This is a genomic window from Thioalkalivibrio thiocyanoxidans ARh2 (genome assembly GCF_000385215.1).
Taxonomy (GTDB): domain Bacteria; phylum Pseudomonadota; class Gammaproteobacteria; order Ectothiorhodospirales; family Ectothiorhodospiraceae; genus Thioalkalivibrio; species Thioalkalivibrio thiocyanoxidans.
The window spans coordinates 101,928-124,764 of sequence record NZ_ARQK01000060.1 but is presented as its reverse complement, the minus strand read 5'-3'; the positions used below and the strand labels follow the sequence as shown (position 1 = coordinate 124,764).

General features: G+C 62.6%; 17 protein-coding genes and 2 tRNA genes. 9 read left to right on the top strand and 10 right to left on the bottom strand.

Annotation, left to right across the window (positions count from 1 at the left end):
• Positions 1 to 27: 27 nt before the first annotated feature.
• From G372_RS0112345 to G372_RS0112330, 4 genes are all read right to left on the bottom strand, one after another.
• Entirely contained in the window at positions 28 to 2,304 is a 2,277-nt protein-coding gene (locus tag G372_RS0112345) for a sensor domain-containing diguanylate cyclase (RefSeq protein ID WP_026340390.1), read from the bottom strand.
• Positions 2,305 to 2,473: 169 nt separating this feature from the next.
• Positions 2,474 to 2,560, bottom strand: a tRNA-Leu gene (locus tag G372_RS0112340).
• A gap of 43 nt (positions 2,561 to 2,603) precedes the next feature.
• A complete protein-coding gene (locus tag G372_RS0112335) occupies positions 2,604 to 4,577 on the bottom strand; it encodes a M48 family metallopeptidase (protein ID WP_019624319.1) in 1,974 nt (657 codons plus the stop codon).
• Between the two features lie 8 nt (positions 4,578 to 4,585).
• Positions 4,586 to 5,170, bottom strand: a complete 585-nt coding sequence (locus tag G372_RS0112330) for a LemA family protein (RefSeq protein WP_018864429.1) — start codon at positions 5,168 to 5,170, stop codon at positions 4,586 to 4,588.
• A 143-nt stretch (positions 5,171 to 5,313) separates the two neighbouring features.
• On the opposite strand from G372_RS0112330, the gene G372_RS0112325 reads away from it, so the two are divergent.
• From G372_RS0112325 to G372_RS14100, 8 genes are all read left to right on the top strand, one after another.
• The gene (locus G372_RS0112325) at positions 5,314 to 6,138 is read left to right on the top strand and encodes a motility protein A (RefSeq protein WP_018864430.1); all 825 of its coding nucleotides are present in this window, start codon (positions 5,314 to 5,316) and stop codon (positions 6,136 to 6,138) included.
• A 2-nt stretch (positions 6,139 to 6,140) separates the two neighbouring features.
• The gene (locus tag G372_RS0112320; RefSeq protein ID WP_019624320.1) at positions 6,141 to 6,959 is read left to right on the top strand and encodes an OmpA/MotB family protein; all 819 of its coding nucleotides are present in this window, start codon (positions 6,141 to 6,143) and stop codon (positions 6,957 to 6,959) included.
• A 111-nt stretch (positions 6,960 to 7,070) separates the two neighbouring features.
• The gene (locus G372_RS0112315) at positions 7,071 to 7,976 is read left to right on the top strand and encodes an HPP family protein (RefSeq protein WP_019624321.1); all 906 of its coding nucleotides are present in this window, start codon (positions 7,071 to 7,073) and stop codon (positions 7,974 to 7,976) included.
• 75 nt (positions 7,977 to 8,051) lie between these two features.
• Positions 8,052 to 8,128, top strand: a tRNA-Arg gene (locus G372_RS0112310).
• Positions 8,129 to 8,286: 158 nt separating this feature from the next.
• Complete coding sequence (locus G372_RS0112305; protein ID WP_244263209.1) at positions 8,287 to 8,709, top strand: hypothetical protein; 423 nt, start codon at positions 8,287 to 8,289, stop codon at positions 8,707 to 8,709.
• A gap of 126 nt (positions 8,710 to 8,835) precedes the next feature.
• Positions 8,836 to 9,153 carry a hypothetical protein gene (locus G372_RS0112300; RefSeq protein WP_019624323.1) on the top strand — a complete coding sequence of 106 codons (318 nt, stop codon included), beginning with the start codon at positions 8,836 to 8,838 and terminating at the stop codon, positions 9,151 to 9,153.
• Positions 9,153 to 10,046 carry a plasmid replication initiator TrfA gene (gene trfA / locus G372_RS0112295; protein WP_019624324.1) on the top strand — a complete coding sequence of 298 codons (894 nt, stop codon included), beginning with the start codon at positions 9,153 to 9,155 and terminating at the stop codon, positions 10,044 to 10,046. Before G372_RS0112300 ends, trfA begins: the two co-directional genes overlap by 1 nt.
• 1,267 nt (positions 10,047 to 11,313) lie before the next feature.
• The gene (locus G372_RS14100; protein WP_081621277.1) at positions 11,314 to 12,771 is read left to right on the top strand and encodes an SH3 domain-containing protein; all 1,458 of its coding nucleotides are present in this window, start codon (positions 11,314 to 11,316) and stop codon (positions 12,769 to 12,771) included.
• Positions 12,772 to 13,050: 279 nt separating this feature from the next.
• Here G372_RS14100 and G372_RS14510 read toward each other — a convergent pair whose 3' ends face one another.
• The 4 genes from G372_RS14510 to G372_RS0112265 all read right to left on the bottom strand — a co-directional run bounded on the left by G372_RS14510 (position 13,051) and on the right by G372_RS0112265 (position 15,338).
• On the bottom strand, positions 13,051 to 13,257 hold the full coding sequence (locus G372_RS14510) for a hypothetical protein (protein ID WP_019624327.1): 207 nt from the start codon (positions 13,255 to 13,257) through the stop codon (positions 13,051 to 13,053).
• A gap of 76 nt (positions 13,258 to 13,333) precedes the next feature.
• Positions 13,334 to 13,522 (bottom strand): hypothetical protein, encoded by a 189-nt coding sequence (locus G372_RS14505; RefSeq protein WP_244263207.1) that lies wholly within the window; start codon positions 13,520 to 13,522, stop codon positions 13,334 to 13,336.
• Positions 13,523 to 13,537: 15 nt separating this feature from the next.
• Positions 13,538 to 14,644 (bottom strand): replication initiation protein, encoded by a 1,107-nt coding sequence (locus G372_RS0112270; RefSeq protein WP_019624328.1) that lies wholly within the window; start codon positions 14,642 to 14,644, stop codon positions 13,538 to 13,540.
• A 457-nt stretch (positions 14,645 to 15,101) separates the two neighbouring features.
• A complete protein-coding gene (locus G372_RS0112265; RefSeq protein WP_019624329.1) occupies positions 15,102 to 15,338 on the bottom strand; it encodes a type II toxin-antitoxin system HicB family antitoxin in 237 nt (78 codons plus the stop codon).
• Positions 15,339 to 15,526: 188 nt separating this feature from the next.
• Between G372_RS0112265 and G372_RS0112260 the strand changes: the two genes are divergently transcribed.
• Complete coding sequence (locus tag G372_RS0112260) at positions 15,527 to 15,961, top strand: carbon storage regulator (RefSeq protein ID WP_019624330.1); 435 nt, start codon at positions 15,527 to 15,529, stop codon at positions 15,959 to 15,961.
• 2,724 nt (positions 15,962 to 18,685) lie between these two features.
• On the opposite strand, the gene G372_RS0112255 is transcribed toward G372_RS0112260, so the two are convergent.
• A complete protein-coding gene (locus tag G372_RS0112255) occupies positions 18,686 to 20,527 on the bottom strand; it encodes a UvrD-helicase domain-containing protein (RefSeq protein WP_019624332.1) in 1,842 nt (613 codons plus the stop codon).
• Positions 20,524 to 22,512 (bottom strand): ATP-dependent nuclease, encoded by a 1,989-nt coding sequence (locus tag G372_RS0112250; RefSeq protein WP_026340391.1) that lies wholly within the window; start codon positions 22,510 to 22,512, stop codon positions 20,524 to 20,526. Before G372_RS0112250 ends, G372_RS0112255 begins: the two co-directional genes overlap by 4 nt.
• Positions 22,513 to 22,837 lie beyond the last annotated feature (325 nt).

The following is a 22,837-nucleotide window of genomic DNA, read 5'->3' as shown; positions in this document are numbered from 1 at the left end:
GCGCCGCCCCTCCGTGCCAGCCGATTTTTACCCGTGGTTTGCAGGCCTCGCGCCGGCAGGGGGCACCTCGTCCGCCAAAGCCACGCCATTGCGCCCCCGGGTCTTCACTTGATACATCGCGCGATCGGCGGCGACCATGACCTCCGGCAGTTGCTGGCCCGCATCCGGGTAAAACGCGACGCCAATGCTGGAGCTGATTTGCAACTCCGCAACCTCGGTATCCCCGATCTGAACGTGGAAGGGCTTGTCGAGGTCCTGCCGCAACCGCTCCGCGAGGTGCTGACCCTCGTCGCGCTCGTCCAGCGGCGCCGTCAAGACGATGAACTCGTCTCCACCCAGACGCACCAGGACATCATCGGGGCGCAGGTGCGACTTCAACCGCCCTGCAATCTGCCGCAAGAGCTGATCGCCCACCGCATGCCCAAAGCGATCGTTCACGGGCTTGAAACGATCCAGGTCGATGAACAGAAGCGCGAGGCGCCCCCGCTGGCGGTCGGCGCGGGCTGCCAGCCGCGGAAACGCCCGGTCCAGCGCCGCACGGTTCGCCATCCCGGTCAGCGGGTCCTCCCAGGCCATGGTCTTGAGCCGCAGCTCCAGCTCGCGCCGTTCGGTAACATCCAGGGCGTGCCAGACCACTGCGGGGCGCCCACTGACCGAACACGCCAGCGGGCGAATCCGCCCTTCGTACCACCGCGCCCGCCCATCGTGAACGGGGACGCCAAAGTTTTTCAGCACGTCAGTCTCGAGGTAGTAGTCATGCGTCTGAAACGTGTCCTCCTCGAGCGCGCGGTGCACCACCGCGAGAAACCGAGCCGCCAGGCTCGACGGCATTAGCTGGTCCAGCCTTTTCCCGATCAGGGGCTCGCAGGACGCGAAGCGACGGCAGGTATCGCCAAATACCCGTCGAATCGTGCCCTCCGAATCGATCACCAGGGCATCGCCCGGGACCGCCTCGAACATGGCATCCTGAAGATCCCGGGCGGCGGCAAGGGCCTCGAAGAGCAGACGGTTCTCGTGTACATCGAGGAATGTGACCAGCAAGGCGTGGCCCTGCTCCCACTCCACCGGAACCCAGCGCAACAGAAAGTACCGATAGTCCCCGTCGGCCTGGCGAATACGGACCTCGCGGCCAAGCGTATCCGGATTCATCTCCGTAAAATCCAGATGAGGGGGAAGCTGATCCAGATCATCCGGGTGCACCATATTCAGGTGATCCAGATCCATGTCGATCGACCGTTGATAACCCAGCATTCGGGTAAACGCCGGATTGGCCCAAAGGATGCGCCGGCCTGACACCACAAGTGTCGGGTCCGCGAGCCGATTGACCAGCCCGCGATAGCGATCGAGTTCGCGGCGCCGTTGCCGCAAACCCGTACCTACACGATAGGTATACCCACCGACCGCGAGCGCGCCCACGATTCCCAGGGCCCACCAGGCCACCGGCCGATCCGTGCCCGGATGCGTCGGACCTACATCGGCCAGGAGTTGCCATTCGCCGCCGGGAAAGCGAATCCGATGGGCGTATGGGGCGGTCGCATCAAGCGCGTCGGGGTTGTGGAAGAACGGACCGACCTCGCCCGCACCATCCTGGCCGCGCAGCGCAAGATGCAGATGCTCCGAGCGATCATGGAGCCCGACATGCTCCAAAAACGCCTCAAGATCCAGCGCGATGCTAGTGATTGTAAAATGTTCGCCTGCATCGCTGGCCGACTGCTCCGGGCGGTTATCCAGGTCCGGTCCGGTATATACCGGCGCGCGAATCACAATCCCCTGCCCGCCCTGCACCAATGGCCAGGGGCCCGCCACTACGGGTTCGCGTTCCTGCAGGACCCGGTGATACGAGTCCGCCTGTTCCGGGTGCGCGCCGATGTCGAACCCTACCACGGCCTCGTTGCCCTCAAGGGGATAGACGAGCTCGATCACCGACCCCCGTGCCAGCGTCAGGGAGATCATCAGGTCTTCGTGCCCACGATGTAAGCGTTCGGCAACGCGCTCGAACTCGGTGTCCCCGAGATCGGGGTGCACGTAGGCATAGGCGGCAAGACCAATGGTCGAATGCACCAGTCCATTGATCTGGCTTTCTACTTGAGCGCCCAGACTGGCCAGTTCGGTGGTGACGGCGGCACCCTTGCGTTCGGTCAGCTGGGCCTTCCAAGCACGATCGATCAGTAAAAACAGCCCGGCGAACAGGACGGCTGCCACCAGCGCGGCGAGCCATGGCCCCATCCTGGACCGCCAGTTCCGCTCCTCTTGCAGGCGGGACTGTTTCGGTTCGGGACTACGCGGGAGTGTGCTGTCATCCATGTCCAGGCCTGTCACTACCTGCCGGACTCCCACTATGCGCCTGATCGCTGCTACTGGGAACGATGAGATCACTGCTCACACCAGGCACAGAAAAATCCCGCTGGACCGGGGGACTACGCCAGAAACCTCATGCGCTGAGGCCGGAAACGTCATACGTCGGGAAAAGATTTGGTGGGGGCGGCCGGACTCGAACCGGCACAGCCTTGCGGCCGAGGCATTTTAAGTGCCTTGCGTCTACCCGTTCCGCCACGCCCCCGGGGTCTCGCATCATACCGGCTACGCCGGCCGGGTGTGGAGTCTCAGTCGGACGGCCCGTCCCCCTGTGAGACATCCGCCATCTCGGCGATGGGGAGCGGGATGTGCAGTGCAGCGGCCATGGCGCGCAGCAGCTCGATCTCGGCCACCTGGACGCCACCGCCGCGCTGAACGGTTGCCAGCATGGCCTCGACCAGCGTCCGCTTGTCCTTGACCCGCAACTCGTCGAGCCGCTCCAGGGCCTTGTCCAGCACGGACGCCCAGGCAGTACCGGCGGTAGCCTGCTCGAGCTCCGGCGGGGCCTCCGACTCCAGCGGCATGATGCCCGTGAGCGCCGCCACGCCGGCATTGAAGGCGGTAACCGCCGCTTCCGGGTCGTCCGGGTGTCCATGGTGGGCCAGGACCGCCAGCACGTAGCGCGCCTGGCCGCTGTTGTCGGCCAGCCGACGCCGGCCCCCCGAACGCGCCTGAGAGGGTCTTTCGATATCCCGCAGCTGACGCCGCACAAGCCGCCCGAGCGCATATTCGAAGGCGGACACCCGCCCATCGGCCTGAATCAGTGCGTCCACCAGCCGCGACAGGACTTCACGCTCCTGTGGCGGGTGCCGGCGCAGCACGGGGAAGGCCATCTCCAGCAACGGGATGCGCAGATCCGGGCTGAGTTCGGGCACTTCCTGCAGCAGTTCGCGTACGCGCTTCTCGCTGTCTTCGCCGCGCGTCTCGAGGATGCGCATCAGCTGGGCATCCCGCACCTCCGAATCTGGTGAAATCAGCAGGTACAGCACGGCCTCGGCGGCCCAGCGATCAGAGTGCACTGAACGTTCCAGTGCATTCGGCACCGCGGCGACCAGGAACCCGGCCCCGAGGATATGCGCAAGGCCGGGATCGCCGATCGCGTCGAGCAGGGCCTCGGGGTGCAGCCCCAGCCCACCCCCGGCCTTCGGCTCGGCCTGTTCGCGGGCGGCCTCGGCCTCCTGCTCCTCGCGCCGGCGCCGCGCATCGTCCTGCATGCGCTTTTGTACGGCCTCCAGCTCCGAGGGATCAAAACTCGGCTCGATCTTGCGGATACGATCTTCCAGCGGCGGATGGGTCGCAAACATCCGGCCCAGGCCGCCGTTGACGAACAGCATGTGGCCAACCTCTTCGCTGTCCGCGTTGAGTCCGGAGTAGCTGGCCCCGATCTTCTTCAGTGCCCCGGCAATGCCCTCGGGCTGGCGCGTGAACTGCACCGCCGAGGCATCCGCCAGGTACTCGCGCTGGCGCGACACCGAGGCCCGGATCCAGCGGCCAAAGAACAGGCCGATATAGCCGACGATCATCAGCACCAGGCCCGCGACCACGACCCCGCCGGCGTTACGGTTGTTGCGGGAATAGCGCATCGCAAACAGCACGCGCTGCCCGATCAGGGCCATCACCAGGATCCCGAACAGCATCCCGACCAGGCGGATGTTCATGCGCATGTCGCCATTGAGGATATGCCCGAACTCGTGGGCGACCACGCCCTGCAGCTCGTCCCGATTCAGGTGTTCCAGCGCGCCGCGCGTCACCGCGACCGCGGCATCGGACGGCGAATACCCGGCCGCAAAGGCATTGATCCCGGGCTCCTGCTCCAGCACATAGACCTCGGGCACCGGCACGCCCGAGGCGATCGCGACCTCTTCCACCACGTTCATAAGGCGTCGACGCAACGGGTCCCGGGTATCGCCCTCGATTCGCGTGCCCCCGAGCTCGCGCGCGACCGCGCCACCGCCATCGCGCAGGCTCAGCATGCGATAGAGACTGCCCAGCCCGATCAGGCCCACGGTGAACGCGCTGGTCCAGCCGACCACGTCCAGGTTGTCGCGCAGAAACTCCCGTGTCAGCCAGGGTTCCCCCGGTGCGGTTGCCTGCGTCTGGCCGAACAGCACCAGTGCGATCAGGTTCATCACCACCACAATGGCCAGCACGGCCAGCATGAACAGGCCCAGCAGCATCCGCGTGCGCCGCTGGGCACGGTCCTGATGTTCGAAGAAGTTCACGGCGATTCCTAGGAAAAGTTGACCTCGACCGGCTCGCGCTTCTGCGGGTCCTCGATCTCCAGCAACTGCGCCGGGCGGAAGCCAAAGTTGTTCGCGATCAGGGTGTTCGGGAACATCTCGCGCAGGATGTTGTACTGCATCACCGCGTCGTTGTAGCCCTGACGGGCGAAGGCCACCCGGTTCTCCGTGCTGGTCAGCTCCTCGGAGAGCTGCATCATGTTCTCGTTCGCCTTCAGGTCCGGATAGTTCTCGGACAGCGCGAACAGCCGCCCCAGCGCGCCGGACAGCCCCTGCTCGGCGCCGGACAGCTGGCGCACGGCCTCGGTGTTGGTGGGGTCCCCACCGACCTGCTTCAGCCGGTCCATCGCCTGGTTGCGCGCCTGGATCACCGCCTCCAGCGTATCGCGCTCATGGCTCATGTAGCGTTCCGCGACCTTCACCAGGTTGGGGATCAGGTCGTAGCGCCGGGTCAGCTGGACGTCGATCTGGGCAAACGCGTTCTTGTAACGGTTGCGCGCCGTCACCAGGCGGTTGTAGGTCCAGACCCCCCAGACCACGAGCAGCACCACAATCGCGATCAGCACCCATTCCATGCCGGCCTCTCCCTCAGCAAACAAAGCCCCGAGTGTACGCAGGAACGACGCCGCCGGCGAACGCCGGGGCCTGCGTGAACCCGGCGCGGACGTGCTATACCCTGACCCCCATTAACCAGACGCGTTACGGAACGGATTCCTGAATGAACCTCTCGACCCTTCTCGGCATCATCGGCAGCCTGCTGGTCTTCGGCAGCGTGATCGCCTTTTCCTCGCAGGACCTGCACGCCTTCCTGAACCTGCCAGGGCTGGGGATCGTGCTCGGCGGCACAATCGCCGCGACCCTGATGAGCTACCCCTTTCACGAGGTCCTGCGGGTCTTTCGTGCGGGGGCGCATGCCATTCGCGAGGAACGCTACGACATCGCCCGCGACCTGGAGGAGATCGTCCAGGTCTCGCGCTACTGGTATTCGCAGAATCTGCGCGGCGTGCAGCAGCGCCTGGAGCAGATCCAGAATCCGTTCCTGCGCACCGGCATCCAGCTGGTGATCGACGACACCCCGATGGACGACATCCAGGACCTGCTCAACTGGCGCATGGCCCGCCTGCGTGCCCGCGAACAGGCCGATGCGCAGATGTTTCGCACCATGGCCACCTATGCCCCGGCCTTCGGCATGCTGGGCACGCTGATCGGCCTGATCAACCTGTTGCTGACCACCGAGACCGACGACTTCACCATCATCGCGGTCAATCTGGGGATCGCCCTGATCACCACGTTCTACGGCATCCTGCTCGCGAATCTCGTGTTCCGCCCGATCGCGATCAAGCTGGAACGGCGTACCGAGGGCCGCGTCGTGCTGATGACCATGGTGCTCGAAGGCATCATGCTGATGCGCAAGGGCCGCACCCCGGGATATATCCGCGAGACCCTGCGCTCGTTCATGGAGAACCACCGCGACGAGATCCGCCAGACCGAGCCGAACGGTGTAGCCGAGGCGGATGAAGCCGAAAGCCAGGAACGCACCTGAGTATGCCCAGCCCTGGTTACTCCACCTCCGACCGTGCGGCCATGCAGGCCGAGATGGATGCCCAGGCGGCCACGCGTCCGGAGCAGGCGTTTCTGGGCTCATACCCCGGCGAACGCCAGCGCGATGACGAACACGCCTGGATCCTCACCTACCTCGATGTGCTCACCCTGGTCATCGTCATCTTCGTGATAATGCTGACCTTCATGGACCCGCGCGACGACCGCCCCCTGGCCAGCGCAGCGCAGCCCATCCAGCTCGCCCACCCCGACCTTCAGGCCATCCAGGACCCGTTGATCGCGCCGCTGATGGGGGACCTGGGTGATCTCGAGGAGCGGCTGTATGAACCGCAGCCGGAGGCGGACGCGCCCGACCCGGAGGGCACAGCCGCGACCGCGTCCAGGATGCGCGAACAGGCGCCGCAGGGCGTTGAGGTCGTGGAGCACCCCGGCCGTACCGAGCTGCGCATCCAGGACGAGATCCTGTTCGCCAGCGGGCAGGCCGATCTGCAGCCGGAAGGTCGGGCGCTGCTGACGCAGCTGGAACCCCTGCTGGACGAGCACGAAGGGCTGATCACCGTCGAGGGACACACCGACAACATCCCGATCGCGACGGAGCACTTTCCATCCAACTGGGAGCTCTCCTCCGCCCGCGCCAGCGGCGTAGTCCGCTACCTGCTGGACCAGGGGCTCGAACCCGGGCGACTGCGCGCTGTGGGCCGCGCCGACACCCAGCCCGTGGCCAGCAACGACACCGAGCGCGGACGCGCCGAAAACCGCCGTGTCGCGCTGATCCTCGAGTCCTCGACGCCCGCGGATCCGTAAGGGCTCCTTTTACGGCCCCGGGAGGCCAGCGGACTGCCACCCCGACTTGACTGCCGTGCCTGCGGCCCCAAAGCTGTACCGCTTCTCCAGCTTATGAGCGAACGAGCAGACATGCGCACTGGCCGCAGACTCTTACTCGGCGACTTCCTCGACACCACCAATCACAAGGACAAGCTGATCGCCCTGATCGGGGCCGTGATCGGGCTTTATCTGTCACTGGAGGTCGCGGCCTCGGTCACCGAAAGCGGCATCAACGGGCTCATCCTTGCCTCTCTGGGGGCGACCGCCGTCCTGCTCTTCGCCGCCCCTCGGGCCGCCCTGTCCCAGCCATGGAACGTCCTCGGCGGCCATGCGATTGCAGCCATTGTCGGGGTCGCCGTTCGGCACGCGGTGGACCACCCGCTGGTGGCGGCCGCGCTCGCTGTCGGGCTCACCGTCTATGCGATGTACTACCTGCGCTGCCTGCATCCCCCCGGGGGAGCCACAGCGTTGTACGCGGTCGTCGGCGGCGCCTCGGTCGAGGACCTCGGCCTGCTGTTCATCCTGCACCCGGTGCTCTCCAGTGTGACCGTCATGCTGATGGTCGCGATCGTGATCAACTACCCGTTTCCATGGCGCCGCTACCCGGCCGCCCTGGCCCGCCTGGACGAACCCTCGCCCGCTGGCCCATCCGGTGCACTGGAACGCTCGGGACTGACCCAGGCCGACCTGGAACACGCGATGCGCGATCTCAATCTGTACCTCGACATGAGCGAGGACGATCTGGCCCGCCTGTACCTGCTGGCGCGTCGACACCATGAGCATCCGGACACGATCGATCCCGCGGACGTTCGCCCCGGACAGTGCTACAGCAACGGCGCTCAGGACCATGCCTGGAGCGTGCGCAAGGTCCTGGCGCGAGATGGCGACCTGATCACCTATCGCGTAATCAGCGGCGCTGGCGTGCCCGAGGAAGGCCACTGCCCTGTCACGGACTTTGTCGCCTGGGCGCACCACCGCCTGGATGCTCGAGGGTGAGCTTCCCGGTAACCTGGCGGCAGCCGCGGCCCTTTGGCGAGAACCCCGCCGCGCGCTTATACTCGCGGCGCGGCTGTCTCCGTAGCTCAGCTGGATAGAGCAGCCCCCTCCTAAGGGGCAGGTCGCAGGTTCGAATCCTGCCGGGGACACCATCTTTTCCCTCTATTTCCGATACTTATATAGCCCCGCCCATCGGGCCAATCCGCAGAAATCCGCACAAATTGGCCCCCTTACTGTGGCATGAGTGTGGCAGACACCATTCGCCACAATGCTCCAGATTCTCATGAGGAACAGGGAGTTACGAATCGGTATGGCTTTGCACTCACAGGCGCACTGTGGCAAATTGCCATCCATGACGACCACACCGGCTACATACGCCCGCCGCCGCGCCGTCGCGGAATGGTGCGATCGCGCAGCAGCGCGCGCCCGCGCCCTCCCGGCGTGGCAGTGGGTCGTATCCGGAGCACTCGCTGTCGTCGCCATCGGCCTGCTGGTCGGCGTCGCAGCGACCGGTGCGGATGTCCTCGATCTCGCCGTCGCCGCATCGATGATCCTGATTAGCGGCGGCGTAGCGGGTGCGATGCACGGCGGGCGCGGCTATGCCGCAATGGCCCGCACCCTGCGTCCCACCCGACCGCCATCCATCGGCGGCATCCCGTCCCCCGGGACACATGACAGCACCCCCACCCCACCGGATCGCCACGACGACTCCGACCAGCCTCCCCGCGCGTGACCCCAGCCTGACGACGCGCCGCGCCACGTGCGCGGCATCCGTATCGCCAGGCCGGGGTCACCCGGCGCCACACCACCACACGTAGACACGCACGGGTCCCCGGCCACCTGAATCACAGGTGACCGTATGTCCGACCATACCGAGGGTCCGCGCCAGTACGCGGACGACGAGATCATCAGTGGCCTGCCCACCATCGCCGACGTACTCGGCGTTTCCGTGGACTGGGTGCTGCGACACAAGCACGAGTTGCCGTGTCGCCAGATCGGCGGCAAGACCTTCACAACACCGGGTGCGCTCCGGGTGTGGATGATGACGCCGAACGTGGAGCCGAAGGTGCTCCCAGCCTCTCAGGAGCACCGGAGCCGCCGCCCGAGAAACCGCAAGCGCCCCGCGCACATCGAGGCCGCAATCGAGGCCGTACGCACGGCCGGGAGGGGGGCGTGATGGGTGGTATGCGACATGCCGCGGACGACGCCTTGACGGGGCGGCTCCAGAGACTCCAGCAGATGGCGGGCTCCCGTCGTCCAGCCCAAGACATAGACGCCCAACACAACCACGCCACCGCCGGAGCCTCGGAGCCACCGGCTCAGCCCGCAACGTGGGCGGACAGCCAGCGTGGCGTGTCCAACTGGCTCATCCGGTCGTCGCTGTTCGGCATCGTCCGGCGGGGCTGTCGCACTTACATGCACGAGGAGGTGCTAGCCAGCCAGGGCAGTAACCGCATTGTCTATACGGGCGAGCGACTCGACATGGCTGACTCGGAGGTTTGGGATCAGTGCATCCACTACTGGGCGCGCGAGGCCGCGACAGAACGCGAGATGCCCGACCGCATCCAGTTCCGGCCTGGTCGCCTGCTGCGCGAAATCGGCAGGAGTACCGGCACATCCGACCGCCGATGGCTCGATCGCGTCCTCGACCGGCTCACGCCGACGATGGTGCATGTCATCGGCGGTGACGGTACGACTATCTACCGGGGTCAGCTCATCGGGCCGAGCGGGATCGATCGGGTCTCGCGGGAGTACACCGTCGATATGCACCCTGACCTGATCGCCCTGTATGGGAGGAATCAGTACACACGCCTCGATGCCGACCAAATAGCCGCCGTGCGGCGGCATCCGACGGCGCACTGGCTGTTCCGCCACTACGCATCTCATCGCGAGCCACATCCCGTCCGCCCCGAGTACCTGCGCGATCTGTCCGGCGCGGCGATCAGCCCGCGCGTATGGCGCCAGCGACTCCCTGGTGCGCTCGATCGGGTATGCGGCGTGACCGGGTGGTCGTGGCGGATGGAGGGCGGGCTCATCCAGGTCAGCCGTACCCCGGGGGTATGGGCATGACTGCCGTGCGCTGGACGTGGACCGGGTGGGATAGCGGTTACGCAGGACGGGATAGCGGTTACGCGAGGGAGGGATAGCTGTTACGCACTAGGTGGGATAGCGGTTACGCAGGGGTGGGATGGCTGTTACGCGAGGGTGGGATGGCTGCGCCTATCCACAGCCCAAGAGTGGGCCGGTTTCTCTTTATTTTTCGTAACTTCTCGACACCCGCACCGCGGCCCTAATACCGTATCTAATACATACTTAATCCCGGGGTGGCCCGGAGGCGCTATCGCGCCTCGATCGCGCGCTTCGCTCGCTCCGCCCCGCCGCCTGCGGCGGCGGCCTGGGGCCGCATAGCGGCCGGAAGTACCTAGGGGCCATGCCCACGACTGGGGGACGCGCACGGATCGCGCGCAACCCGGCGCCCAGGGACGCGAAAGGCGTCTCCGTGGGGACAGGAGCGGGGTCGAGAGGCAGCAATCCGCCGCAGGACATCACGACCTCACGGCCATCGTGGCCGCCGGTCGCCGTCCATCCGCCCGGGTATCGCCACGCCGTGCGCGCCCGACGGGCGCACAAGGCCGCGCGTTCCCCAACCCACCCTATACCCCCACGCTCTGCCCGTGATCGCAGCGTATAGGCCACCACACGCAGCCAAACCGGCACAGGACTAACGATATAACTCAAATCATCCGCATCCTGCCCACCGCCCTGCTGGCCGCCAGACTCACCATCTCCATACGTACCGGAACCCCGTACTAGAAGCCCCGGGGCCGCTCCCACGATTAACACCACTCATTTCGCGGTAGCTCATGCGAGCTCGTTTGCGAATCTACACACCGGTTCCACTCCGTGTAGCTCCCTATCTCGGCACCGAGCAGCCGCGTGCGACCCCCAGGACGCTTAGGCCCGGCGAGCGAGCGGCGGGCGGAGAGCACGGTCAACCTAGATGCTGACCGGAATGAGGCGGCCCTAATGGCCTCAACCGTCACAACCCAACGCAAAGCCAGCACTCAAGGACCGCAGACCCAATCCGCGACGCACCCCCGCTCGGCGCATCCTCCGTCTTGCGACCCACACCCTCCTTTGGAACAATACCCCCTGACCCAACCGCTAACGGGTTCTCAAAAACGACCGACGGGGACCCGACTCAGGACCAGACACACAATCTCGTCCTGCTCACCAACCTCTAAAGCCTTTAGCGCGGACTGCCTTCCCAAGCCAGACAGTCTCTTGCACTCAGGGGCGCGGATGCCCGTCTAAACCTATCTCACGGACGAAACCAATGAAACGACTTTACATCCTCACAATTGCGCTTCTGCTCCCAGGAGTCGGCCACTCCACCTACTTCCAAGCACTCGCCGCCTACAACCAAGGGGATTACGAGTCTGCCTACGCACTTTACAAGGAAGGTGCCGAACAAGGTATCGTATCGCCTCAACGAAAACTCGCAGAACTATACCGAGACGGGAAAGGCGTCGAGCGTAATTACTCGCGTGCGGCCTATTGGTTCACCAATGCGGCTGAACAGGGCAGCACGCAAGCTCAATATCAACTGGGCCTCCTATACGCTCGCGGTGATGGAGTGGATAGAAATGATCAGACTGCCGTGCATTGGTTTAGGAAGGCTGCAAACGAAGGGCTTGCAGATGCTCAGTTTCACCTCGGGCTCGCGTACGACTTGGGGTTTGGAGTTGATGAAGACGCTTCCGAGGCCATGAACTGGTATCGACGCTCCGCGGAGAATAGGTTCGTCGACGCAAAATACAACCTCGCGCACGGCTATCAACACGGAAAAGGCGTGACCCAAGACCTGTCTAGGGCCATCTACTGGTACGAAAAAGCCGCAGAACGCGGGCACACGAGCTCACAACTGAACTTAGGCATTTTATACGACAACAATGACCACCTCGAAGACCATTACGCGCGCGCTGCGACTTGGTATCTGAAAGCTGCTGAGCAGGGCGACCCTTCTGCCCAGAACAAGCTTGGCGAGGCCTATTTTTTCGGCCGCGGCGTCGAAGAAAATCACTCCGAAGCAGCTCGCTGGTTCCTTAGTTCAGCTAACAAAGGGAACACCGCCTCACAATATAACCTTGGTGTCATGTACAGCCGTGGCATCGGCGTCCGCGAGGATCCCGAAGAGGCCGCTCGCTGGTATAACCTCGCAGCCAAAGAGGGCCAACCGGAAGCGAAAAACAATCTTGGAGTGGCATATTTAAATGGGGTCGGAGTCGAACAGAATTCGGCTTGGGCCTTATATTGGTTCGCCTTGGCGGCGCAAGCTGGAAATCAAAATGCAGAGACAAATATCGAACGACATCTACGGTCTTTTGATGAAAATCTCGCTGTTAGACAGATCTCACCATCCGCAGCCAACATACGAGCGGGGGGATCCACGTCTTATGAAGTGATAGCCCAAGCGGCCAGAGGAACCAAGGTACGTATACTGGATACAGTTGACGGGTGGCATGAAGTTTACCTGAGAAGCGGGCACACGATTGGGTGGGTCTCTCCTTCAGTGCTCGAAGCCCTGCCACGCTCACAGCCTCGGCAAACCTCACAATCTCCGAATTTTCCACCCAGACCTGCCTCGCAACCAGGCAGAACGGTATGCAACACACGCTGCAACAATGGAGATTGCTTTCGTACTTACGATGATGGTCGGCAAGTTCGATTCCAGGCTGAACGTCGCTATAACGCGATGACCAGGCAGTGGGAATGGGATTCGGGAAGTTGCTGAGCGCGATTAGACCATGTTTCACGCTAGCTGAATTGTCGATAGTCTTTGCGCGTGGATTCGAGGAAGTAGGTGCAAGAAGAGCCGACAATCTCCTCCTCAAATGAAGCGGTCACCCCCATTCACGCTGGGATAGTCGTGGAAGCCGTGGTGCATCAGCCCGCGATCGAAGGCGTTGTACGGCGGACCCGGATTTTCTGCGAGATCGTAGGGCGGGGGGTGTCCGGCATCAGGGGGGCGAGATTTCGGTTGCTTCTGATCCTTGGCATTCTACGTTTGTGCCTAAGCCAAGCTCCCGAGCCTGAGGGCCCTTGGATCCATCCGCGCGGCGGCGGCCAGGTCGTATTCGATTAACTCGTGGATGTAGGAGGCGTCGGCCGCGCTCTCAACGGGGATACCATGCCCCGGAGTATCCGTAAAGTCGTCGATGTCCGGGCTGCGCTGGGTCAGGTCCAATGCCTGGTGCGCCTGGCGCAGACCGTCCAGCACCTCGTAACGATCCGGGACGTACAGGAGGCCCAGGGCAGCCCCTGCGGCTAGAACGATCCGTTGGCGCAGGGGTAGCTCATCCGGGCTGGCGTGCGTCTCTACACGGCCGTCCTCGCAAGGCGTAGTACCCCATCGGCACCAGGCGGCCACGGGTGAATGCCACGACGCCCAACAGCGGCGGGCGACGGGTGCGGTCAACTTGGATGCTGACCGGGATGCGGCGGCCTTGATGGCCCGCCAGGGTTTCGGTGTATTGCAGCTTCATGGCTGTGTCCTCCACTCATTGCTCCGGGCGGGATCGGTGGCCAAAAACAGCCGCACGCAGGTCTTCGGGCTCGTTTTCTCGCTGCTCCGCCATCTGATTAGCCGTCCTGACCGCACTCACCCGGCCTTCCGGTTTCTGCGATCCCGCACCTCCGAATCGGCCGGCTCGCTCCTTCTTCCATTGCAGCTCACGGCGAACCCAGTTCCGCCAGGTTGCGAGCCAATCCACTTTCCGCGCCTCCTCACCCGCTTCGCTGCGCCAGTGATCCGCGAACATCTCACCCATCTCCTCAATGTCGGCGTCACTCAGGCGGATTCGTTTGGCCTTGCCCTGCTCGGCTGCCCACTCCCGCCACTCAGCGGGCAGCACCCAGTCGTCCGGCAGGTAGGTTGCCGCTGGCAAGAGAGACGGCGAGGAGACTCTGCTGTCGGATTTCGATTCCTTCCTGCGGAACTCGAACAGGAAATGGGTGATCCGACGTCCCGACTTCCGCTGATCCCAGCAAACCCACAGCGGCGAGTGCTCGTTGATTTGGTCGACGGCTGGCTGGATCACCCATCGTTTGAGGTCCTTGGTCGCTGGGTACCTGCCCTCCAGCTGGAAGGCCTCGCGTAGCCAGTCGATGGAGACCTCGCGTTTGCCCGCAGTCCGCCACTGACACAGCAACTCGTACAGCCGGATCGCGTAGGCACTGTTCAGCTTCGCGACATCGCCAAGGGCGTAGCGGGTGAACTGCTCAGTGAGCTGCGTCAAGTAGGGCAGGATCGGCCTGCTGAAGCGCAGCGATACGGTGCCTTGAGCCTCCTGATAGACCACTTCCTGGACCCAGCGGGTCAGACGCACCTTCGCGGCGCCCCCTCCGTTGGGAGCGTCGTGCAGGGTGACCTCCCGGCGGTACAGCCGTCCTGACGCGGCTCGGAGGTGCTGATAGGCGCGGCCAACGCTCACTCCGGCATCCTGGGCGACTTGCTGGGCGCTGATCGTGTAGAGCCGCTCATCAGTCAGCGGCTCGTCCCGCCGCACCTGAGCGATACACCCGAGGATGATGCGCTGCTCGTATACGCTCAGGCGGTAGGACGCCTCCACCAGGGCGTTGCTTTTATAGACCAGTCTTTCGTCCATGCGGCCTCGTATTTAGGGAGCAATTATTCCTCCTCCCTTTATACCACCCATCCCTCCCTATCTTCACCACCGTTCCCTCCCCTTTAACCACCTTTTTCTCCCCTACTTAACTGGCAATACCCGTTAATTCAAATACCTATACGCATTAAAAAGGGAAAAGGACATAAAGCGTTAATGCGCGCTCTCGCTCCACATCATCCGGCGTACGGAGGGTGTTTTTGTCCACCTATCGACGGTGTATCTGCCTACCACAAGCGGAGCGGCTGTCCAGGGCCGCAGCGCAGCGAGGACACGGGCTGCCCGGAGGGCGCAGCGGACCCTGTACTGGCACGCAGCGACCTTACGCTACCCAGTGGGGTGCGGGACTTGGCCCGCACCCCTGCCTCGCGGCGAGCGGCTCCCTCGCCCTGCGGCGAGGGCGGGGGGAGTGGGTGGAGATGGCTCGGATCGCACGGTGTCAGTCCACGTCCACCTCCACGATGGTCTCGCCATCGCGTGTGAGGCTGGGTGTAGGGATCGGACGACCCTCCGTGACGTAGCCCGCGAGGGCCACGCGGAGGGCATCCCCCATCTCGCGCAGCGCCTCCTCTTGGGATTCTCCGTCCGTCAGGGCCTCCGGCACGTCCCGGCAGGTCACTAGGTAGCGCCCCGCCTCGTCGCGGCTTAGGCGTACGCCGTAGCTCATGTAGCGCATGTGGTGTCCTCCCCGCTGTCTCGGCCATCACCGAACCACTCGCGACGGATCGGCGCGACAAGGATGAAACTTCATCCTAGAATCCGATATTTATACTAAATCTGTACCTTGATGCCCGCGCCCGCAGACGATAGCGTAGTGCCGTGGATGCAGTAGCCCACGACAGATGATCACACGGAGATAGTGACATGACGGCTAACCAGCAATCCGGCCGTACTGACGGCCGCACCACCCTCACCTTGACCCGCCGCGCAGGCGAAGGCTTTTGGATCGGCCCGGACGTGCACGTGACCTATGCCCCAGTCGGCTCCTCTCCCCGCCTCGGAATCGAAGCGCCGCGCGATATGCCGATCGTCCGCGCCTCGATCCTGTCGCAATCCGACCAGGATGGGGAGGCCATCGCCGGCGGCGAGGCCCAGGCCGGGCCGCCCTGCTACACCGATTGTGCCGGGTATCTCGTGCTGGGTATGTCGCGTGGTGAGTCCGCTGTGATCGGTCGGCCTGGACTCGACTACGACGTGAGCGTCCTTCGGGTCTCGGGCGGCACAGCACGGATCACGGTCACTGCGCCGGCGGAAGTGACGATCCTGCGCGATGAGCTGGTCGACGACAGGGCTGCATAGCCCCACCGCAGCCAGAAGAAGGCCCCAGCCTTTTCCGGTTGGGGTCTTTTCTTGCATAACGGAAACGCAGGCCATCCCTCGATTTTATCCATGACTCGGCCTGCGCGTTAAGAATTCGATATATCCCACTCCAGGCAATGCCTGGAGTGGGAGAACGGCCCGCAGTCAATGGCTACGGGCGTGGTCGTCATGTGCAATCGCACATCTATGTCGTATCGACGTCGTACATCATGGTATATCCTCCATATCGGTCACATTGGAAAAAATAAGGCCGCCAAGCCTCACTACACTCTTGTTGAGATCGGGGGCCAACCCGATCCCAATGCTCACCACACGTCACGCTCGAATACGGAACGTGACACCCATCCGCCAGGATGGGGTACTACACCATCGTGCTACCTCTCGCTTTCGGCCTCCGGGTGCCAACCCGGAGTGTTTTACTTTCCTCTCGGGAAAGTAAAACTCCCACGCTCCTTTCGGGAACGCGGTTCATTGCCTGATCGCGGAACGCTCTCGGGGCGTCGGGGATTTTCGGAGTCGTAAGCTCCGCGCCGGTGTATGCCACTACACCGACCCCCTCGGCCCTTTGCCCGGTTATCCCGGGGCGTCAGTACTGCCACCGCCTAGATCCTCGTCATCTGATGTCTACCATCTCCGGGCGCATCCCCCGGATTTCCCTGGCCCAATGCTCCACAACGGCTCAGGTACGTACATCAGACTTTGAATCGCCGCAGGTCACTACCCTAGTCGGCTGTGACAGCTCCACACAGCGCCTGTACGGCGCAGTTACACGTTTACGCTCCCGCCTGCCCCCAATGCTCCCCGGAGCGACCCGGATCACATTGAGGTACACCGCCGCCCCTACGACACTCGTCGTATGGCGGCGACGCCAGCATCACTACTGGCGTGGACGGCCCACGTGTGTGGCACTCGTTGCGCGGTTTCCCGCACCCCGAGGAGAGGACTGATTACCTCTTTTCGCCCCGGGCAGGGTCACGCGGCATTTCCTCCGCGCGCCCGTGTCCCGGTCGCCCAACATCGGTACATCGATGTCACGGATGGGATAGACCAGTGGGGTTACTCCGGCTGGCAGGCCGGGATTAGTCCACTGGGCCTCCCTCGCACCCGGCGAGCCCAATTACGGGCAAACGGGCGCTAAGTAGCACTGGACACCGGTTGGCGGCCGACGTCCTGGGGATTGGCAGTCCCCGGGGGCCATACGGCCCGTGATGTATGTGTGGCGTGGCTGGCGTGGTGAGGTTGGCGGCCTCCTCCACCGCTCCCTATGGGAGCCGCCGAGGAGACCGCCAACGCTCTGCCAGCCGCGCGGTGCCTTGCCAATATCGCGGTCGCCCACCGAGTCCCGGTGGCCGACTCTGGCTGCGGCGAATGCGCAGCCTCCGTGTACTTGGTGTTGGCGGACAAAAAGAACCCGCCAACCGTCGTACATAGGAACATTAACTGCATAATGCTGTTGCCGTGCTACATTGTTTTTGCATCAATACCTTAGCCCGATCCAATCCAACCATCGGTGAATTACAATGCACAACGCACTTCCTCTCCCAATGAAAACGGAAACAGTAGTCAGACCATCGGCCAAGACCCTAGAGGAACTACGCAAGTCACTCCTCCAACGACAGTCGAAGTAACTGTTAAAGTTACAGTTACAGTTACAGTTACAGTTACCGTTACATAAACTGTGACCGCCTCAATGACCGGCAGCGCAAGCGATCGACCACTGAAATACAATGTAATTAGTTAGGTAATAAACTAGGTGATGAATCCGCCAATAACGCTGATAGAATCCTAGAAACACACCCGAACAGCCGGAGGCATGATGCGTCACCTATATCCATCTCAGGCCGAGGCCCAGCGGGCCATCCTGCGATCCATCGGCAGGGGGTATCCGCTGTACACCACGGGCGTGGTGCGCGAGGACAAATGGGATCGACTAGTCGCGAAGTTCCGGCGCCTCTACGAGGTCGATATATCCCCTGCTGCCCGTCAGCACCGCAAACGACGAGGCCGATGCGCCGCACTCCTGATCGGAGCTGGGCTGCCGCCGGATGATCGGGGCGAGATGATCCGCTGGGTGCTGCTGGTCACCGAGGCCGGAACCGGCCGGGTGAAGGACGAAGAAACACTGTGTGACGCTCGCTCAGAGCGTCTGACGTGGGGCGATTATGTGTGCATGTACCTGACCCGGCCCCGACAGCATGGCGGCGGAGCCCGCTGGACGTGGTGCCTCACGCCACAGGCCGAACGTGACTGCGCTAACTACCTGGCCGAGCTTGCCCAAGCCGCTGGGCGCAACGGCGACCCCAAGCGTCTACGTGCCTACGTGGACACCCTACTCCGCCGCCCAATGCACTCAGGCGTACGAACGCAGGCAGCTAAGATGCTGAGGCGTGCGCGGAAGGTATGGGCAAAGCACTCTGGCGCTGTGCCCTGGCCCTGCCATACACCAGAGGACCTGCCGTGTTTTGGGCGATTCCGCACGACAGACGTGTGAGGGACGCTAGGGTCCAAGGGACATTCCAGCATCTAAGGAAGGCCTGAATGAAATCATCTAGGCTTACTTAACGCCGGCGTAGCAACTGGCGAGGTTCCCAGATTGCTTCGGAGTCCACTACCGACGGTGGCCGGTTCCAACAGCACATAGATGCACCGCCGCCAAACGCCGATAGATCTGCATTCCCCTAACTCGAATTAACGGCCGCCGGATCAAAAGCGCACTCTCCGAACTCCACCGGGGAGGAGGATTCTCTCCAACCACCCAATGGGTTGGCCACGCTCAGCGCACAGAGTAAAGAATGCCCTTTGCTTCGCGCGCGTGAAGGCCACAAAGAACGATTTTAGCTCTTCAGGGCGATCAGGCGTAAGGCTCCACCACGTCCGGTTGTCAAGGCCGTAGAAGATGATCGTGTGGAACTCGAGGCCCTTGCTCTTGTGGATCGTCATCAGGGAGATTTGACCGAAACCCTCGAATTCATCAAGAGCGCCTGACCACGTCTCGGCGTGCTGCAGGGAATCCTCTAGGAGCAGCCTAAACCCATTCCAGACGCGATAGAAATCGGGTTGCCTCTTATAAGAGGGAAAGGCCCGCCGCAGGACCTCGGCCCCAACGAAATCAAGAGCCGACTGCGCGACCTCACCTGCGGCGCCAGGGACAGGATCACGGCCTCTCAGGGTTCGCCGCATCTCGCGTACGAATGTCTGTAGACGCTCTTGAAGGAGTTGCTGTCCCGCTTCATCGCCGTGGTCGACCGCTTCGAGATGTTGCAAGTCCAGCAGCGAAGCGTTCCAGCTTTCGGGGCTCCGCCCACTAGCGCCAAGGCGTATAAGCCGCAGGAGGATTTGCGTCATATCCTCGCCAAGCAGGTCCTGAATGGCGATATCGCCAACGTTGCGAGCGACATTCCGCAACCTTAGCCCCCGGTTCGCAAATGCTTGGGAAAGCTCGCCCTCAACTTGGTCGGCGCGCATGCGGACAAGAATGGCGACATCGTGGGCCTCGACATGGCCTGCCTGCACCTCGCGTTCGACCCAATGTGCGAGGTAATCGCTTTCTTGCTCCTTCGTCGCAAATTCCCAGATGGCGCAAACGTCGCCATCCACCCGCCGGTTGCCTCGTGCTTCCGGCTCCTCAACAGTCGGATCAATCCTGCTCGCGACGAGATGTTGAATCTGAACGAGGTCCGCGTGCGATCGCCAGTTGCAGATCAGAGATATGCGCTGCGCCGCAAAGCCCTCTTCGAACTTCGCGAAGGCTTCTGGCATCGCTCCGGCCCAACCCATAATCCGCTGCTTGTCGTCGCCAACCGCCGTGAAGACGGCTTCGCTACCACCAAATGCTGTGTACAGGAGTTCAAACTGCGCGAAGGTGGTGTCCTGAAACTCATCAAGAAAAATGACGGGATAGGTGAGCTGTAGCGCCTTCAGTATCGAGTGGTTCTTCCGGAGCAACAATTCCACAAGGCGGTTGATCATCGGAAACGAGAGCCGAACACCGTTCTGTTCATCATACTGAGCCTGCCAGTAGGTTGCGACAGCTCGTTGCAACTGAGAGCCTTCATTGGCGATCGGCAGTCGCTCCCTAGCTATCGCATGCTCGAACTTGTCAGTCCTCACGCCATGGAACCCATGCGAAGTCAGAAAATCGCTGTAATCCCGCCCGTATGGCATCACAATTCGGTAGTCCGAAGGAGGACGATACGCATCGGGAACCGCCGCACGAAACCGGTCCAAAAGGCTCTTCGCGAATGCGTCGAAGGTGTAGGAGTTGAAGCGCCGCGCCTGTTCAGGTGGACATCGCGTGGCTACCCTCTCCGCGAGATTGCCTGCCGCATCACGCTTGAAGCTGATCGCAAGTATGCGTTTGGGCGCAGGGCAGAGCCCTGTCTGGAGAAGGTAAGTTGCTTTCTGCGCGAGAAACTCTGTCTTCCCCGCGCCCGCGCCTGCCGTTACCAGCACGCTCCTCTCGGTCTCCCGCAACGCTTCCCATGCGCGCGGCTCGAGGTACTCAACGCCTTGCGCACTCCAGTCTCCGGGGCGCACTCCACTCATGTATCATTGCCCTCAAGCCCGAGCCTTTCCTTCACATGCTCGATGAGTGCCTTGAGCTCGGCGGGTGCATCCTTGGAAAGTTCGTCTGGCTCGATCCGAGCAAGGGCCGCAATATGGGTCTCGGGCTTGCTCCTGCTCAGGAATAGGTAGGGGTACCATTTGAACCTATCATCATATGTCTCATCGTAAAGATCAGGATTGCCGCCAGTCTTGAGCGTCACGGCCTTCTTGTCACTAGTAGCAGCGCGGCCGCTGCGCGGCCCGCAGCCTCCAGGATGCGGGTGCTGATAGGCTTCCGGGAACGCACTAAGCATCGCAAAATCGATATCCAGCGGAAACGAAAGGAATACGCCCTCTTCTCTTAGGGCCTGAAGCCAGGCGTGCCCCCCGCCCTCGTCCAGCAAATCGCCGTCCGCCACATTATCCAACTCATCAGGATCGATATTTCCAGCCTCGGCCAGCGAATTCGAGATAAGGTCGTTGCCGAGTCCCTTCAGCTTTTCAACAATATCAGCCAAAAGGCGAGCACCGCCGTGTGAACGGCCACTATCGAGGTCCAGCAGGGTCGCATGGGGGATGTCGAGATCATTGAGAAGCCGCCAGAAGTGGCTGACATAACGCCCGCCTAGGGGGACGATCGGCACAAATGAGGGGTCGAGCTGAACACCCATGGCATCCGCAACGCGCGGGATCACAAGGCGCTCGGAATCTCCTTCGCCAAGGATGACGAAGCGGGCGAAGTAAAGCTCCGGATAGGCCCTGATGGCAAGCCGGACATACTGCCTTGCTTCGTCCTCGCCTCCCGGCATCGTGAGCCGACGGACATTGGACGATCGGCGCAGCCGGTTTAAGCGGAAATAGCGTACCTCCTCCGGTTCAATGCGGCTGAGAATGGCTGGCGAATGGCTAGACAGGGCTACTTGGGCGGACGGGAGCACGCCGATCTCCCGAGCCAGCGTGACGATGCGTGAGAGAAAGAACGGAGACAGGCTGTTCTCTGGCTCTTCGATCGCAAGGAAGGTAAGACTCGTCCGCCTGAGCTTATCCTGATGGAACGCGCCTTCGCCGGCAGTTGACGCGAAAAGGTCCTTCTCGACTTCCAGAGTCGCCGCGGTAAGAGCGATATGAAAAAGCGAACGCTGCCCGTCACTGAGTTCACTGAGGGCGCGCTCCTGTCCGGACTCGTCGGGAGCAAGCGCAAACTCCGCTTTGCGAACCAGTTCCTCGAACCGGCTCTCGACTAAGCGCAGGGTCGGTTGAGTGTCGGTATCCGCCTCATGCACCTGCCGCCAACGTTTTGTGAGCTTATCTAGGACAGCGCGTGCGGGCTCCTCGCGCTCGAACCGCTCCTGAATCGCTTGGACGCTTTCTGCGCTGCGGTTGCGGAATTCCCCAGACCATCTTGCGGCCTGCCACAACCGCCCCTTTAGCAATGCCGTCACCTGCGTCTCCGCATCCCGGACAGCCGGGACATAGATGAGCTGGATCGAGCTCCGCTCCACAGCCTGCACTCGCTTGCATTCATCCCATTCAAATTGGTCATCGAGCGCAGTGATCCAACGAAGGTCCTCGTCTATGCTGCCCTCCGGCGTGCCGTCGTCCGTCCATGTCGCATGAAGCCTCATCCTCGCCTTGAGAGGAGCACTTGGTCCGGAAGCCGCCATTTGCAGGAAGAACTCTGGAACGGCGTCCTCAACATCGCCATCGTCCAGACCCTCCAGCTCGGGGAACGCTAACAATACGTCAATCGACAGGGTTGCTCCCGACTGGAGCTCCTGCTGATCTTCGGTAATATGAAAATCCTCCCTCCGAACCCTTCGACCTGCGTTCGTAACACCAAAAAGACGTGAGATTGCTTGGAAGGCGGCTGTCTTGCCGGAACCATTGCCACCGACAAATGCAGTGGCGCAACCCTCCAGAGCTATCTTTGTGCCTGAAGGACCAAAACACCGGAAATTGTGTATCCAGATTTCTTCAATTTTCATCCATACCCCCTCAAATCTATACAAAACCGGAAGACAGAGATCGATACTGGCCCCAAATCGCCACTGAGCCCCAGCTCCCGCTACGTGTCGGTAGAGTTCGTAGCCCGCATGCGCGGGCCGTTAGCGAGGCACAGTTGCATCTACGAATAGTGGCGTGCGGGCGCTGCTTGGCCACTCAAGGGGTTGAGGGGCCGTTTTCGGCGATCCGCTTAAGGAAACCGTCCCCTACCACTCGCTCGCGGTTTTCTATCGACCTAGGAAAGGATGCGGTCGTTGATGCGCGTCTGAGCGGTGACAGCAGTGATATCCATGCCCGGCTCGATTT